12 protein-coding genes are annotated in these 13,933 nt (G+C 37.6%); 5 read left to right on the forward strand and 7 right to left on the reverse strand.

Annotation, left to right across the window (positions count from 1 at the left end; genetic code table 11):
* Positions 1-7 precede the first annotated feature (7 nt).
* Complete coding sequence (locus IPM92_11380; protein MBK9108935.1) at positions 8-1,360, reverse strand: serine hydrolase; 1,353 nt, start codon at positions 1,358-1,360, stop codon at positions 8-10.
* Positions 1,361-1,528: 168 nt separating this feature from the next.
* On the opposite strand from IPM92_11380, the gene IPM92_11385 reads away from it, so the two are divergent.
* A complete protein-coding gene (locus IPM92_11385; protein ID MBK9108936.1) occupies positions 1,529-2,524 on the forward strand; it encodes a glycosyltransferase in 996 nt (331 codons plus the stop codon).
* A 349-nt stretch (positions 2,525-2,873) separates the two neighbouring features.
* On the opposite strand, the gene IPM92_11390 is transcribed toward IPM92_11385, so the two are convergent.
* Positions 2,874-3,419 carry a porin family protein gene (locus tag IPM92_11390; protein MBK9108937.1) on the reverse strand — a complete coding sequence of 182 codons (546 nt, stop codon included), beginning with the start codon at positions 3,417-3,419 and terminating at the stop codon, positions 2,874-2,876.
* A 195-nt stretch (positions 3,420-3,614) separates the two neighbouring features.
* Entirely contained in the window at positions 3,615-4,721 is a 1,107-nt protein-coding gene (gene ddlA / locus IPM92_11395) for a D-alanine--D-alanine ligase (GenBank protein MBK9108938.1), read from the reverse strand.
* Between the two features lie 350 nt (positions 4,722-5,071).
* Here ddlA and IPM92_11400 point away from each other — a divergent pair, with 350 nt between their 5' ends.
* Genes IPM92_11400 through IPM92_11410 form a run of 3 tightly spaced genes read left to right on the forward strand, consistent with a single transcriptional unit; the run spans position 5,072 to position 6,442 of the window.
* Positions 5,072-5,740, forward strand: a complete 669-nt coding sequence (locus tag IPM92_11400) for a PASTA domain-containing protein (protein ID MBK9108939.1) — start codon at positions 5,072-5,074, stop codon at positions 5,738-5,740.
* A 21-nt stretch (positions 5,741-5,761) separates the two neighbouring features.
* Complete coding sequence (locus IPM92_11405) at positions 5,762-6,070, forward strand: rhodanese-like domain-containing protein (protein ID MBK9108940.1); 309 nt, start codon at positions 5,762-5,764, stop codon at positions 6,068-6,070.
* Between the two features lie 12 nt (positions 6,071-6,082).
* Positions 6,083-6,442: a YraN family protein gene (locus tag IPM92_11410; protein ID MBK9108941.1), complete on the forward strand. Its 360-nt coding sequence runs from the start codon at positions 6,083-6,085 to the stop codon at positions 6,440-6,442.
* A gap of 288 nt (positions 6,443-6,730) precedes the next feature.
* Here IPM92_11410 and IPM92_11415 read toward each other — a convergent pair whose 3' ends face one another.
* The 3 genes from IPM92_11415 to rlmB are packed head-to-tail and all read right to left on the reverse strand — an operon-like array spanning position 6,731 to position 8,889.
* Positions 6,731-7,246: a gamma carbonic anhydrase family protein gene (locus IPM92_11415; protein ID MBK9108942.1), complete on the reverse strand. Its 516-nt coding sequence runs from the start codon at positions 7,244-7,246 to the stop codon at positions 6,731-6,733.
* 33 nt (positions 7,247-7,279) lie between these two features.
* Positions 7,280-8,146 (reverse strand): TraB/GumN family protein, encoded by an 867-nt coding sequence (locus tag IPM92_11420; GenBank protein MBK9108943.1) that lies wholly within the window; start codon positions 8,144-8,146, stop codon positions 7,280-7,282.
* Positions 8,146-8,889, reverse strand: a complete 744-nt coding sequence (gene rlmB, locus IPM92_11425) for a 23S rRNA (guanosine(2251)-2'-O)-methyltransferase RlmB (protein MBK9108944.1) — start codon at positions 8,887-8,889, stop codon at positions 8,146-8,148. The genes IPM92_11420 and rlmB overlap by 1 nt, the downstream gene beginning before the upstream one ends.
* A 51-nt stretch (positions 8,890-8,940) precedes the next feature.
* Here rlmB and IPM92_11430 point away from each other — a divergent pair, with 51 nt between their 5' ends.
* Positions 8,941-12,510: a M36 family metallopeptidase gene (locus tag IPM92_11430; protein MBK9108945.1), complete on the forward strand. Its 3,570-nt coding sequence runs from the start codon at positions 8,941-8,943 to the stop codon at positions 12,508-12,510.
* Between the two features lie 547 nt (positions 12,511-13,057).
* Here the strand turns inward: IPM92_11430 and IPM92_11435 are convergent.
* Entirely contained in the window at positions 13,058-13,492 is a 435-nt protein-coding gene (locus IPM92_11435) for a phosphoheptose isomerase (protein ID MBK9108946.1), read from the reverse strand.
* Positions 13,493-13,933: the final 441 nt, after the last annotated feature.

The following is a 13,933-nucleotide window of genomic DNA, read 5'->3' on the forward strand; positions in this document are numbered from 1 at the left end:
AGCAATTCTATAATTTCCAAACTGGAATAGTGTAATTTATACCTTTAATTTTAATATAATATATACCTTGTTTATAATCATTAAGTAATATATTATTAAAATATATATTTTTATTGATAAGCCTGCCCAAAAAATCGTAAATCCAAATTTCAGTGCCATTTTCAATGCCTTTTAAACTTACTTGCGATTGAAATGGATTCGGAAATGCAGAAATTTCGCGATTTTTAATGTTGATTTCTGTACTTCTAACCGGGATATTACATCTGATTTTGTTCAACAGAGTCCACATTTCCCTAATTAACAAAATCGATACTTCATCTCCGCCATTTGATTCACCCATCCTCATCACAATGAGGTTTTCACTCGGTACGACACAGAGGATCTGTCCATTTTTACCAATTCCGGCAAACATGTCTTTTGGAGCGTCCGGTACGAGATAGCCGGGAAAATCAATTTGAAGTCCGGGCAGTTTAAATGATTTCTGACCATTCAACCACCACAAATACCCGTAAGCTGGATTCAGAGTTTGAGACGGTTTGACCATTTCTTCATAATATTCCCTGTTTTTCAATAGGGTATCCTGGTTCCAAATCCCTCTGTTTAGGATTAAAAGGCCAAAACGCGCCATACTTCTCGCGTCGCTCAAATACACATTGTCAAATCCGGATGTAAACCACAATCCTTTCATTCCGGTTCTCGATTTTAATTTGCTTTGGGTATAGCTATTTTCATTTTGCCCCGATGCAGATTCCAGCACGTCACGCAGCAGCGTATAGGGTGCATTATGATAAGCCCACCTGTTTCCTGCATCTGCTTTGTAAAGCAAGCAAGGTGCCTGTGTGCAGTGATTGTCCGGCACCCCATCATCCAGGCCTGAAGTCATGGAGAGCTGATTCCAAATACGGATCGCATTTTCCTGGGCGGGATTACATTGTGTCCAGGCCTGACCTAAATATTTGGAACTTGGGTCAGAAATTTTCAGGATTCCGTCTTGTTGGGCCATTCCACATAAAAAAGCGGTCAGTGTCTTTCCCGCTGAGGCCCAGTACCATAGAGAGTCCCTGCTAAACTGATCAAAATATTTTTCAATGACAATTTTTCCATCCTTCAATACGACGAAGGCTTTACTTTCCTCAGCGTTGAGATAATCAAACAAAGCCGGGATTTCATGGGCACACCAGTTTAAACTTTCAGGACTCACAGTTTCCCATTGATTTCCCGTCAATGGAGGAAAATAAAGATCCTGCGTAAATACATGATGAGCCGGAAATAACAAAATGAAAAGGCTCCATAAAATAGAGTGGATTATTTTTTTGAAATGATTAGGTTTGTTAGCTGCTAAATTTAAAAGTGAGATCATATTTGTACCCATTTTATGATTTATAAATGTAACTTAATTGTTCTGAATTGTCCTGGAAATATATTCGCACAAAGATTAACACTGCTTAGACTTGATTTATAAATGTTTGTTTAATTTTTTAATTTTAATTAAAACTTTTATTTTAATACATCGAACTTTAACATTAAGATGAATATCCTCATAGTATATGATTCGATAATCCCGGCGAAAACTTATGGCGGAATTGAAAGGGTCGTTTGGTGTCTCGGACGAGAGCTTATCAAAATGAATCACAAGGTCACATTTCTCGTAAAAAAAGGTTCAACTTGTCCTTTTGCCAATGTCCTTACCATTGATCCAGCGCTGAATATCAATGATCAAATACCTGCGGATATTGAAATAGTTCACTTTCATTTTAGACCTCCATCCGTAGAGCACTTGCGAACAAAATATTTGATGACGATACATGGCAATTCTAAGGACCTGTCTGAATTAAATATGAACAGCGTGTTCGTTTCTAAAAATCATGCGGCCAGACATAATTCTTCTTGTTATGTACTCAATGGTTTAGACTGGGATGATTATCTGCCGCCAACATTTGTAAACAAAAGAGATTATTGTCATTTTTTGGGAAAGGCTGCATGGAGCGTAAAAAATGTGAAAGGGGCTATAAGTATTAGCCAATCAGCAAAAACCAGGTTAAAAGTAATTGGTGGATACAGGATGAATTTTAATATGGGTTTCAGATTTACGATTTCTCCCAGCATCCAATTTTATGGGATGCTGGGCGGAAATGAAAAGCTCAAAATCCTGGATGAATCGTTAGGTTTAATTTTTCCGGTCAGGTGGCACGAACCGTTTGGATTGGCAATTATAGAAAGTTTATTTTATGGTTGTCCGGTTTTTGCAACGCCTTATGGTTCATTACCTGAAATCATAAATAAGGATGTTGGGTTTTTATCTAATGCTGAACATGAGTTTGTGGAGGCTATTAAAAATGTGGATGTGTTTTCTCCTCAAAGATGTCATGATTATGCCAGAGATGTATTCAACAGTAAAATAATGGCTAATTCATATTTAGAAAAATATGAATTGGTGCTGTCCGGTAAAAACCTAAATCCATCACCGCCAAGGCTGCTTGAATTATCAAAAGAAAAACTTCTAGCTTGGTATAAAACCTCGTGAATCAATCCATCAGTTTTTAATTCGTGGCTTGTAAAATAAACGATAAGCCACCTCCAATAAAGTCAAGATTTGATGGGCCAATTTGGATCAATAAAATTCTTTATGGGATGATTTACAGAATCCGAAATCAAAACTTATAAAACAGAATCCTCACCAAATTTACCAGTCCATTTAATTATAAATGAATAAAATATAAATCAGATTGCTTTTAATTCTATCTCCTGCTTTAACAATTAATCCTGTCAATCCTGCCAATCCTAATAATCTTGTCTATCTTGTTTATCCTGTAATAAAAAAACCCCCGGAGTTCATCCGAGGGTTTAGTTCTTTTAATGGATTTATTTAAATCCTAGAAATGATACCAAAGACCGAAACTCAAAGAGCTCATGTTCGTATTAACACTGAACTGAGAATCAGTATCAGCTCCGTCAGCACTAACACTTGTGTAATCTAACAAGCCCATTTCAGCATTGATAGACCATTTGTCTGAAAGCATGTAAGAAATCCCTGGAGAAAGAGTGACATTTAAAGTATTTACAGAGAAATCAGTTGTTCCATCGTCAACTTTTGCAGTACCATAACCAACTCCGGGAGCTAAGTAAAAGTAGAAATTGTCATTTTTCCAGCAATGGCGATATTGTACACCAATACCAAAACCTGAAGTTGTAACTTCTGGGTTAGCTGTTTTGTCTTTTTCAGAGCTAAATCCAACGCTTCCAACAATTGCAGCATTGTCATTTAACCAATAACCAAGACTTGGCCCAATATTAAAAGAACTGTGGTGATCGTTGGAAGAGAAACCAAGATCAATACCACCAAACATCTTGCTTTGTGCAAAGCTACCAATGCTCAAAGCGAACATAAACAGAAAAGAAAGAAAAAGTTGTTTTTTCATAATGTGCAAGTTTTGCATGTTTAAAATAGGTTTAATACTCCGCAATTTTAACAATTAAATGTTCTTGCACAAAACTTTTTATGAAAAATTTTTATAGGTGTTACTGGCTGCTATTCAGGCAGGAGTGGAAAATGCAGCTTGCCGGAGTCAAAATAAATGCAAGTAATTGATTAACTAAAGATTAGGAAATACATTTTAAGAAGAAGACGGATAATTGGAAACGAGCAATTTTTCCTGTTGAAACCTGTCTATGGCCAATTGGATGAGCCGATCAATCAGATTTGCATAGGAAATACCTGAATATTCCCACATCTTGGGGTACATGCTTATTGCTGTAAAACCAGGCATTGTGTTGATCTCATTCACGAATATATCCCCTTGGTCGGTAAGGAAAAAATCAACCCTGCTAAGTCCCTCGCATTCCAAAACTTCAAAAACCCTGATAGCCAATTCCTGTATCTTTTGGGTTTGTTCTTCCGAAATTCGGGCTGGAATTTCGATTTGAGCTCCTTTTTCGTCGAGGTATTTGGCTTCATAGGAATAAAAGGCGTGGCTAGGGATGATTTCACCAGGTATGGAAGCTATAGGCTTTTCATTGCCTAAAACTCCGCATTCAATCTCCCGGCCTATAATATTTGCTTCGATGACAATCTTCCGGTCAAAGGAGTAAGCCAATTGCAAAGCTTTTTCAAATTCATCTTTGGTTTGAACCCTGGAGATACCTACAGAGGATCCTAAATTTGCTGGTTTAACAAATAGGGGCAGTCCAAGTTTTTCAGCTATCGTTTCAAATTCCGGAAACGGATCTGTTTTGCGAAAAGCGAGATAATCACCTATGGGTATAGCTGCATCCCGCAAAAGTCGCTTCATGATATCTTTGTCCATTCCAACAGCGGATCCCAAAACTCCAGGTCCTACAAAAGGAAGATCGGCAAGTTTTAGCAAACCCTGCACAGTGCCGTCTTCTCCAAAGGGGCCATGTAAGATTGGAAATATCACATCTATTTTTTCATTGGCCATATTATTTCCAACAGGAAACATATTACCCGAACTTTGAGGTGGAAGTACAACCTGAGTGCTGTTTTCTGGTGTACTTATACTCATTCCGGTCTTTACTTCGTCGAGCCGTTGACGGTCTGGGATGCTCTGCCATCTTCCATTCTTATCAATATGAATTAATACCACATCGTATTTGGACGGGTCTAATGCTTCCATAATATTTTTGGCGGATTGGATGGAAATTTCATGCTCAGCGGATTTGCCGCCGAAGAGAATTCCGATTTTTAGTTTATTGCGATCCATTGGTATGCGTTCTATGACCACAAAAATACTAACATATTAAATTAATTTGTAATATAATTTAAGGGAAAGAGCCATGTCGATTTCACATTCAATGAGCGGTGGAAGATCATAAAGAGCTCAATCCTTATTCTTATCTTTGCAACTTGCACAATTGACGCTGCAACTATTTATAAAAAATGGCATCTATACAACCCAAACAAGCAAAAATTCATATCACGGAAATTCCCGCTTTTTTTAAAAGTAAGTTGTTTGGGCACACGCTACTTCGTCTCTTTTTAGTATTCTTGATTCTTTGGATTTTACATTCAATTTTTTTGAGATTGTATACCAATCATGGACAAAAAATTAAAATGCCAAAGTATATTGGGGTTAGTCAGGAAGAAGCCATCAAACATGCTCGAAAGAAAGATTTTGTATTATTAGTCACGGATTCAATCTTCTGGAAAGGCAAACCGGGGGGTCTCATCATTTCTCAAATTCCAACTGCAGGTTCTATGGTCAAAGAAGGCAGGTCCATTTATGTTACGATTACAAAATACCGCGCGGAAGGGCTGCTTTCAAGTGATTTACCAATATTGTATGGCAAGCGTTTTGAATTCAAACGAAAAGAACTATACAACAATTTTGAATTGTATTCACGGGTCAAAGAAATTCGCTATGATCCCGGTCCTGAGCAACATATACTTGAAGTACAGTACAAAGGTCAAGTATTGACAGATGCTGAAAAACGCACAGATAATATTGAAATATTAAAAGGCGATACCTTGGATTTTGTATTATCAACTCAAAGTGGTGGCAAAGTAGATATGCCAAAACTTCGTTGTATGAATTTTGCAGAAGTAAGGTTTTTATTAAATACTTATAAGCTTGAATTATCAGATCTGCAATACATGAGTGAAATTACGGATGAAGAAAATGCAATCGTTGTTTGGCAATACCCAAATCCGGGCGAATCAATCGCTTTGGGATCTACTATACAATTGAAAATTCAGCAGGACAAACCTGCAGATTGTGATTAACAAATTGAATAATCAGGAAATATGAATGATATATCGGTACAAGAATTGCATCAACGCATCTTAAATGGTGATCGCATCACACTCATTGATGTAAGAGAAGTCTACGAACATGAAGAATTTAATATTGGAGGGGAACTGGCACCTCTGCAATCAGAGCTTCCCTTAAAAATTGGCGCAATGCATGGTTTGGAAGAAGAGGAAATCATCGTCTACTGCAGAAGTGGAAACCGAAGCCAAATGGCCAAAATGATGTTTGAACAGTCAGGATTTAAAAATGTCAGAAATTTGTTAGGCGGCATGAATTCCTGGAAGGAGAACATCACGGTCTAATTCTTATTTAAAATGGGTCCCGATCATATCCAAACCGGTAAAAAAGGAGAAGATCTCGCCAACAAATATTTATTGGAAATTGGATACGAAATCATCATTAGGAATTGGAGATATAGAAGGTCGGAAATAGATATTATTGCGAAACATGGAGAGATCCTCGTATTTGTTGAAGTTAAAACGAGATCCTCCTCCGCGTTTGGAGAGCCTGAGAGTTTTGTCTCTTCCCGAAAAGAATGGATGATGCAGGAAGCAGCTGCAGCATATATGGTGGAAAAAAACCATTACTGGGAAATCCGTTTTGATGTGATTGGTATTTTGTTTGATGCAAACGGAACTTATGAGCTCAAACATTATAAGGATGTTTTTTTATAACTCAAGAATCGTGATCCGGATTCGTTGTGAGTGTCAAAATGCAAAAAGACAGGACTCCTCGTTAGAAATTCGAGATAATAAAATCAAGATTTTCATAAAGCACTAATTTGAGGAGAGAAATTTATTCGAAGTAGTTTTAGCTTGAAATAAAATTCTATTGACAATTCAGGGATAATAGTGATCAAATACAAAACATGCCTTAAGGAAATTGTGTTAAATTATAAATACTGATTTACGAACTTTTTATTTGATCTAAAAATAATATTTTCAGTCAGCTTGAAGCAAAAATTAATGTTTAAACCAACTTGCGTACATTTCATAATTTTTCGCTGTTCTTGAAATGTGAAAGTTAAACACATCCTGATCCAGAGCTTTTACTTTTTTTGCAGGCACACCTGCATAAATGTAACCCGATTCCAGAACCGAGTTTTCCAAAACGACAGCACCAGCTGCAACCAATACGTTTGATGGAATTTCGCAATGGTCCATAACGATGGCACCCATTCCAATTAATACATCTGATGCTATTTTGCAGCCGTGGACAATGGCTCTATGGCCGATGGATACCCGGTCGCCTATATAAGTCCCGGCCTTTTCATAAGTGCAATGAATAATTACTCCATCCTGAATATTGACTTGATTTCCAATGCGAATTTCATGTACATCTCCTCTAATCACTGCTTGAAACCATACACTGCAGGCTTCGCCTAACATGACATCACCTACAAGGGTGGCATTCTCCGCAAAAAAACAAGATTCACCCCATCGGGGAGTTTTGTCTCGGACCGGAAGTATTAGCGCCATAATTATTTATAAATATTTGGATATTAACAGTTGTTAGTTGACGCGGGTAAGCATATAACCTTTGTGCTTTAAAAGTTGCAATAATCCTTTAGATCCTCCTAAATGTCCTGCACCCACAGCAAAAAGACTGATTCCTTTTTGCATTTCTGCTTCGATGATGGGCACCCAACTCTGATTTCGTTTGAAGATGAGCATTTCCAGATAAGGTTTTAAATTAGGGTCTTCAGACTCGATTCCATGCACCATTTTACCGATGTCTTGGGCGCGATAAATATTGTATAATTCATCCATTTTATCACTTGGTGCCTGAATCGACTCCATGAGCATTTTTGCCTGGACGGTGTAGGGTATACTATCGAAAAGTGAAATCTGAAAATCCAATGTTTCCAAACCTTCGAGCGATTTGTTTTTTTGTTTGGACATTTCTGCTAATTCGAATTCGTAAGATTTAAAGCTACCATCTTTCAGTGCCATTGGATTTCCTTCAGTACCGCTTAATGCACTTAAAAGTAAAGGCTTCATTCTTTTGAGTAAGCTTAATGGCATACCTAAATTATCAAAATGAGTTTCAATCAATTTATAATCTTGTTCGTTTACGAGATCTTCAAGGCTTAAGCCATCTTCCATGAAAAGTTTATCCATGATCCCAAATATTTTTCCAAGATTTTCCATGTCATCCATGTCAATCTCCATAAAAATTTTTGATGATTGTTCAAATGCACTGTCCAAACCTGAAGGAAGGAAGAAGTGTTTGGCAGGAATTAAATGGATAGTACCAAAAACATAAGCCTTTTTGGCTGTTTGAGGATGCTCGACTTTCCATAAAAGGCCCTGCTCCTGGCCGGATAATATGGGTTGTAGAAAGAGAATACTTAATAAGGTTGCGATGTGTCTCATCATTATTTTTGTTCTATTATTTGTTGTTTCCATTCATAAAAAAAGATACCGGCAGCTACAGATACATTTAAGGATTGTATTTGTCCGGACTGCGGTATACAAGCGACTTCATCAGCCAAGGCCAGAATATCTTCCGAAATTCCACTACCTTCTGCACCAAAGACAAAGGCAAGTGGTTTTTTCAAATCTATATTTCTAATTGAGGTGGCTGCTTTTTCACTAGCACAAATAATAACAACGCCGCTGGCCTGAAGTTGACGAATACTATGATGAAGATTTTTTTCACGGCAGACAGGTATAGAAAGCAAAGCTCCTGAGGAAGCTTTTATGGATTCACTATTGATTGGGGCACTGTTTTTTTGACCTATGATAATGCCATTTAACCCAAATACTTCAGCAGACCGGGCCATCGCACCAAAATTGCGAACGTCGGTAATTCCATCACAAATGAGGAGCGCTGGATCCTGCCCATTCATAAATAAGCCATCTACCAAATTATGGAGTTGGTGAAATGGAATCGGATTGGTAAAAGCAATCACGCCTTGATGGTTTTGTCGGCTAAGATGGTCTAGTTTGGCTTTAGGAACTCTCAAAATGGGAATTTTATGAGATCTGGCCAATTTCAAAAAGGCTTTGGTATCTTCAGATTCCAAATTATCTGAAATAAAAATTTTTTGAATTTCCGTTTGGGCAGCAATTGCCTCCTTCAAAGCGTTCTTCCCCAGTATCAAATCTTTTTTCTGCATACAAATTCCAAATTAAATGTTAATTTCACCAGTTGAAAACTCACCTTATATATGAAAATAATAATGTATAATTTATTCGTTTTGTTTATTTTATGTATTACAAATATATGTAATACTCAAATTCAGACTCCACTGGATCTCAGTTTAAGGACCTTAGAAGTACAGGCTGAATCACTTGGCCTTTCGCGTGAAGATATTAAAGATCTTGCAGTCAAAGATTTGTACACGTCTGATCACAATAAGATCACCCATATTTATCTCATTCAACGTTTTAAAGGCATCGAAATATACAATGCTATAACGTCTTATCACGTCAATGAGCTGGGAAAAGTTTTTGACAGTCCGTCAAGATTTCATACCAACATTTCAAAAAAGATTAATACTACCAGAACTCAGATCAATGAGCGAACTGCACTGATGAGTATTGTCAAACACCTGGATATTCCAAATGCAATCATTCCTTCCAATATCCTCCGGAATGGCGATGAAAATGCAGAATTGCCAAAGACTAATTTTACACATAGCAATATCCCAGTTAAATTGGTCCTTGTTCCGCTCGCTGATGGCTCTATCAGACTTGCCTGGGATCTGAGCATGGAAATGAGTGTAAGTAATGATTATTGGTCAGTGCGTGTTGACGCAGTTTCCGGAGAAGTTATTGACAAGCATAATTGGCTCGTCAAATGTTCATTCAAGCACAAGCATCACAAACAATGTATCCCGGATCCAGCCGTTTTTCATCATCAGCCGGTTCCTGTAAAAGATATGTTGACACAGCTGCATGCTCCCAATGTGTTATTTGCCGCCCCGGATAGTTATAATGTAGTCGCGCTTCCCGATGAAAGTCCAAGTCACGGAGCAAGACAATTTGTAGTCAATCCTGCTGATGCTAAAGCTTCGCCTTTCGGATGGCACGATACCAATGGTGTAGCAGGTCCCGAATATTTAATTACCAGAGGTAATAATGTTCATGCTTACCTCGATAGAAATGCAGATAATTTGTCAGATGGGTCCGAACCCAATGGAGGAAATGATTTGGTATTTGATTTTCCTTTTCATCAAAACCAAGAACCAGCTGCATATAAAGATGCTGCAACTGTAAACCTCTTTTACCTCAATAATATGATGCACGACATCACTTATAATTTTGGATTTAATGAAGTTGCCGGTAACTTTCAGGTGAATAATTACGGCAAAGGTGGAAGAGATGCTGATGCAGTAAGAGCAGAAGCCCAAGATGGTTCCGGAACAGATAATGCCAATTTTTCGACTCCTGCAGATGGTAACGGCGGACGCATGCAAATGTATCTGTGGCTGGCTGCTCAGGAAGAAACTTATATTACCAAACCGGATTCTTTTGCCGGAGCTATAGATTGCAGGCGGGGTGGTTTCGGTCCGGCTCCAGGAGCTACTCCAATTGAAGCTGATGTTGTAGTTGGTAATGACTACTCTGCGAATCCACTTTTAGGTTGTGTCAACGGATTTAAACGGGCTGAAGTTCAGGGAAAAATCGTACTCATTGAAAGAGGGACCTGCGAATTTGGGGTAAAAGCACTTAATGCCCAACGCGCCGGTGCTGCGGGGGTCATTATTTGCAACTTCGAAGACGTTTTTGTCAGTATGGGCGCGGGTGCTGTAGGTGGTCAGGTAACGATTCCTGCATATTTTACCACTAAAACGATTTGTAATCGTCTGAAGATGATGATAGCCAACGGGGGTTTGCGCATTGAAATTAAACGTCCGGATACGAACGCCGGCCCTGATAGTTTAGATGGGGATTTCGATAACGGAATTATTGCGCATGAATACGGACATGGTATTTCAAACCGATTAACAGGGGGACCTGCAAGTTCCAATTGCCTGGGTAATGGCGAGCAAATGGGTGAAGGTTGGAGTGATTTTATGGCTTTAATTGTTACTTCGAAACCAGGTGATAATGGGCTAAAACCAAGGGGTGTAGGTACCTATGCTTTTAACGAAAAACCGGATGGATTTGGAATTCGGCGCCGATTATACACCACAGACATGAATATTAATGAATTTACTTATAAAAACATTGATCCGGAAGTTCACAATTTAGGTGAAGTTTGGACTACGGTTTTATGGGACCTTTATTGGGCGATGGCAGATAAATATGGTTTTGATCCGGATTGGAGAAATAAAACTGCCGGAAACAATATTGCAATTCAATTGGTGTTTGATGGTATGAAATTGCAACCTTGCTCTCCTGGATTTATCGATGGAAGAAACGCTATTCTTAAGGCAGATACCATCAATAATGCGGGTAAAAATGCATGCTTAATCTGGGACGTTTTTGCAAGAAGAGGAATGGGATATTTTGCAAAGCAAGGTTCAAACAATATGGTTGGAGATGAAACCCTGAGTTTTTTGTCAGCGCCTATTTGTATAAATAAAATTTTATTGTCAAAGCGTGCAGGTTACTATTCTACTCCCGACAATTTTGTTCAAAATGATGTAGTCAAACCAGGTAATGAATTCTATATTACTTTGGAAGTCAATAATTTTCAGCCAGGCATTATAAATAACGTTGAGCTCAAAGATATCATTCCTGCTGGATGTACATATGTAGCCGGTTCAGCTACCGTATCGCCTGCGATTAATGGAAATGATTTGGTCTGGAATTTAGGTCAGCTTAAGTCTTTGGAGACAAGAAGAATTACGTATAAAATAACCAGCAGCCCTTCTATTGCTTCAAGCACTTTTTGGTATGATGATGTTGAAACTGGAGAAGATAATTGGGATATAGATTTAACTAAAGGTGACCAGATTTGGTATCGCGAAGAGGGATTTGGTGTGGATCAATCTTTTTCTTGGATTGCTGAAGAGAAAGAAAATGGATCTGATGACTTTATTGTCTTTATGAAGAATGCTTTAAACATGAAAGGAGAAGAACCATCACTTTTGTTTTATCATTTTTTTAATACTGAACAGGGATTTGATGGTGGAATTGTTGAAGTTTCAACAGATGGATTAATATGGAGACAAGTGGAGTCTCAAAAATTCAGTCTGAATACTTACACAGGCCCTGTGAATTACCAAACATTTGTTACGCCTAATATCGAAGCTTTCTCAGGACAAAGTGCTGGATTTATTCCTTCTGTAATCGATTTTTCCGATTTTAAAAATCAAGACATTCAAGTGAGATTCAGATTTGCAAATGACAGTTTAAATGTGAGTCCTAATACTTCTACTATCCTGGGATGGGTTGTCGATAATATCGAATTTATCAATCCAAAATTTTATAATTCAGATATTTGTTTGACAACAAATGAAGGCGACCATATTTGTACGTCACTTCCTGGAAAAGGGGTGTTGGCAGATTCTGATAAAATTGTTGGAACGAAAGATCAGGAATTAAAATATTCCGTTTCTGTATATCCAAATCCTGTTGAATCCTATATTTTACTTCGTCGGGATATTGAATCTGATTATAAGGAGCTCCATTTCGTAAATGTGAATGGCCAAGTATTAAAATCCATTTCACTTGAAGGAAATGAACCCGTATTAAAAATAAATACGCAGGATCTTCCTAAAGGAATGATCCTTTTGAAACTTACTGGAAAATCCGGAAGTGTAGTCAAGAAATTAATATTGAGATAAGTAGAAAAAACTAAATGTGAGGTTTGTAGTTGGTTTAAGTAATCATGTAATAGGCTCAAGATTCAAAAGAATGCGATTGTGCACTTAGAGTTAATAAGCCTAAATTCTAAAAATTATTTAAAGCTGCAAAATCTGTTTTTTACCATCAGCCGGTTTCCATTGACAGAAACTATCATTTGTTGGTCAGGTTAGCATAACTTTAATCTAGGCTCTATAATGCTTTATCTATCTTGCGTACCTACGGCACGCTAGGAATGATTTTCCTAAACTGCTACCAATATTTTGTCCCTACGGGACATGAATAAGAGCAAAGAGCAATATCTTTTAACGAGTAAAGTTCGAAAAAAAAAAATAACAAAAATATGTATTTATTTGAACTAACATATGTTAGTCTGCGTTGATTACTAACAGACTAACAGACTAACAGACTAACAGACTAACAGACTAACAGACTAACAGACTTCTCCCTACAGACTAAACCCCTACATGCCTAAACCCCTACATGCCTAAAAGCCTAACGAACTTCTTCCTACCAACAACTCAGATTTTACGGCTCAAATACCTGAACCTTTTTGGTTATTTCTATAAATTCTTTGGTGAATTTACCTTCATATCGGGTGGCTCTTATGAGATGATTATCAATCCAATGGTAATTGCCTCCTCTTGGTTTATTCAATAACAGAAAATGATATTTGAATCCATTAGACTTTAGCCAGTTTTCAGTAATGTCCTTATGAGCATCGGTCCGCGAAGTAAAAAATGTAATGATATGTCCTTCTTCAAACCAATGATTGATGGCTTTTAATGCATCCGGATATGCTTCTGCGGTTTTCATTCGCTCTGGCTCCTCATTGGGTATATCATCGCATATAGTTCCATCTATATCGATCAGAAAATTTTTTATTTCTTCAGGTAAACCAGGGGAGATCAATTGTCCCTGATCATCAAATAATTTATGAAGTTGTATATTGTCTTTTGACATATTGGTGAAATTATAAAAATAAACTTGAGTACTGAATATTATTCCTCCTCTTGAATGGCTTCCGTTGGATTCGCTGCAATCTCCGGAGTGTTTTTTATTTTTTTCTTCTCGTTTTTTAATCTTCTCATCGAGAATCTCAAGCTTCGCTTTAGTTTCTAATAATTCGGTAAGTTTGGCCTGTTTCGATTTTAGGCGTTCTTCAATCATTTTTATTTTGGCCACTCTAATTTGCGCTTCGAGCTGTCCATCGGTTGTTGCGATTCTTTTGTTTTCAAAGAATATGTTTTTTTCTTCGAATTCAATTGATTGCTCTATGCGTTTAATAGCAGTGAGCAAGCCTTCAAATCTTTTATGAAACTTTTCATGGCCTGATTCACCCTGCCCTTTATGATTTTGTTGTGTTTCTCTTTTTTCCCGAATTGATTTAAAGCACTCATTAAT

It is taken from the genome of Saprospiraceae bacterium (genome assembly GCA_016719615.1).
In the GTDB taxonomy this organism is placed as follows: domain Bacteria; phylum Bacteroidota; class Bacteroidia; order Chitinophagales; family Saprospiraceae; genus Vicinibacter.

Bases quoted from the DNA above. Each gene is read 5' to 3' on its own strand.
- IPM92_11380 (MBK9108935.1), bottom strand. From the start codon at position 1,360: ATGATCTCACTTTTAAATTTAGCAGCTAACAAACCTAATCATTTCAAA.
- IPM92_11385 (MBK9108936.1), top strand. From the start codon at position 1,529: ATGAATATCCTCATAGTATATGATTCGATAATCCCGGCGAAAACTTAT.
- IPM92_11390 (MBK9108937.1), bottom strand. From the start codon at position 3,419: ATGAAAAAACAACTTTTTCTTTCTTTTCTGTTTATGTTCGCTTTGAGC.
- ddlA (MBK9108938.1), bottom strand. From the start codon at position 4,721: ATGGATCGCAATAAACTAAAAATCGGAATTCTCTTCGGCGGCAAATCC.
- IPM92_11400 (MBK9108939.1), top strand. From the start codon at position 5,072: ATGCCAAAGTATATTGGGGTTAGTCAGGAAGAAGCCATCAAACATGCT.
- IPM92_11405 (MBK9108940.1), top strand. From the start codon at position 5,762: ATGAATGATATATCGGTACAAGAATTGCATCAACGCATCTTAAATGGT.
- IPM92_11410 (MBK9108941.1), top strand. From the start codon at position 6,083: ATGGGTCCCGATCATATCCAAACCGGTAAAAAAGGAGAAGATCTCGCC.
- IPM92_11415 (MBK9108942.1), bottom strand. From the start codon at position 7,246: ATGGCGCTAATACTTCCGGTCCGAGACAAAACTCCCCGATGGGGTGAA.
- IPM92_11420 (MBK9108943.1), bottom strand. From the start codon at position 8,146: ATGATGAGACACATCGCAACCTTATTAAGTATTCTCTTTCTACAACCC.
- rlmB (MBK9108944.1), bottom strand. From the start codon at position 8,889: ATGCAGAAAAAAGATTTGATACTGGGGAAGAACGCTTTGAAGGAGGCA.
- IPM92_11430 (MBK9108945.1), top strand. From the start codon at position 8,941: ATGAAAATAATAATGTATAATTTATTCGTTTTGTTTATTTTATGTATT.
- IPM92_11435 (MBK9108946.1), bottom strand. From the start codon at position 13,492: ATGTCAAAAGACAATATACAACTTCATAAATTATTTGATGATCAGGGA.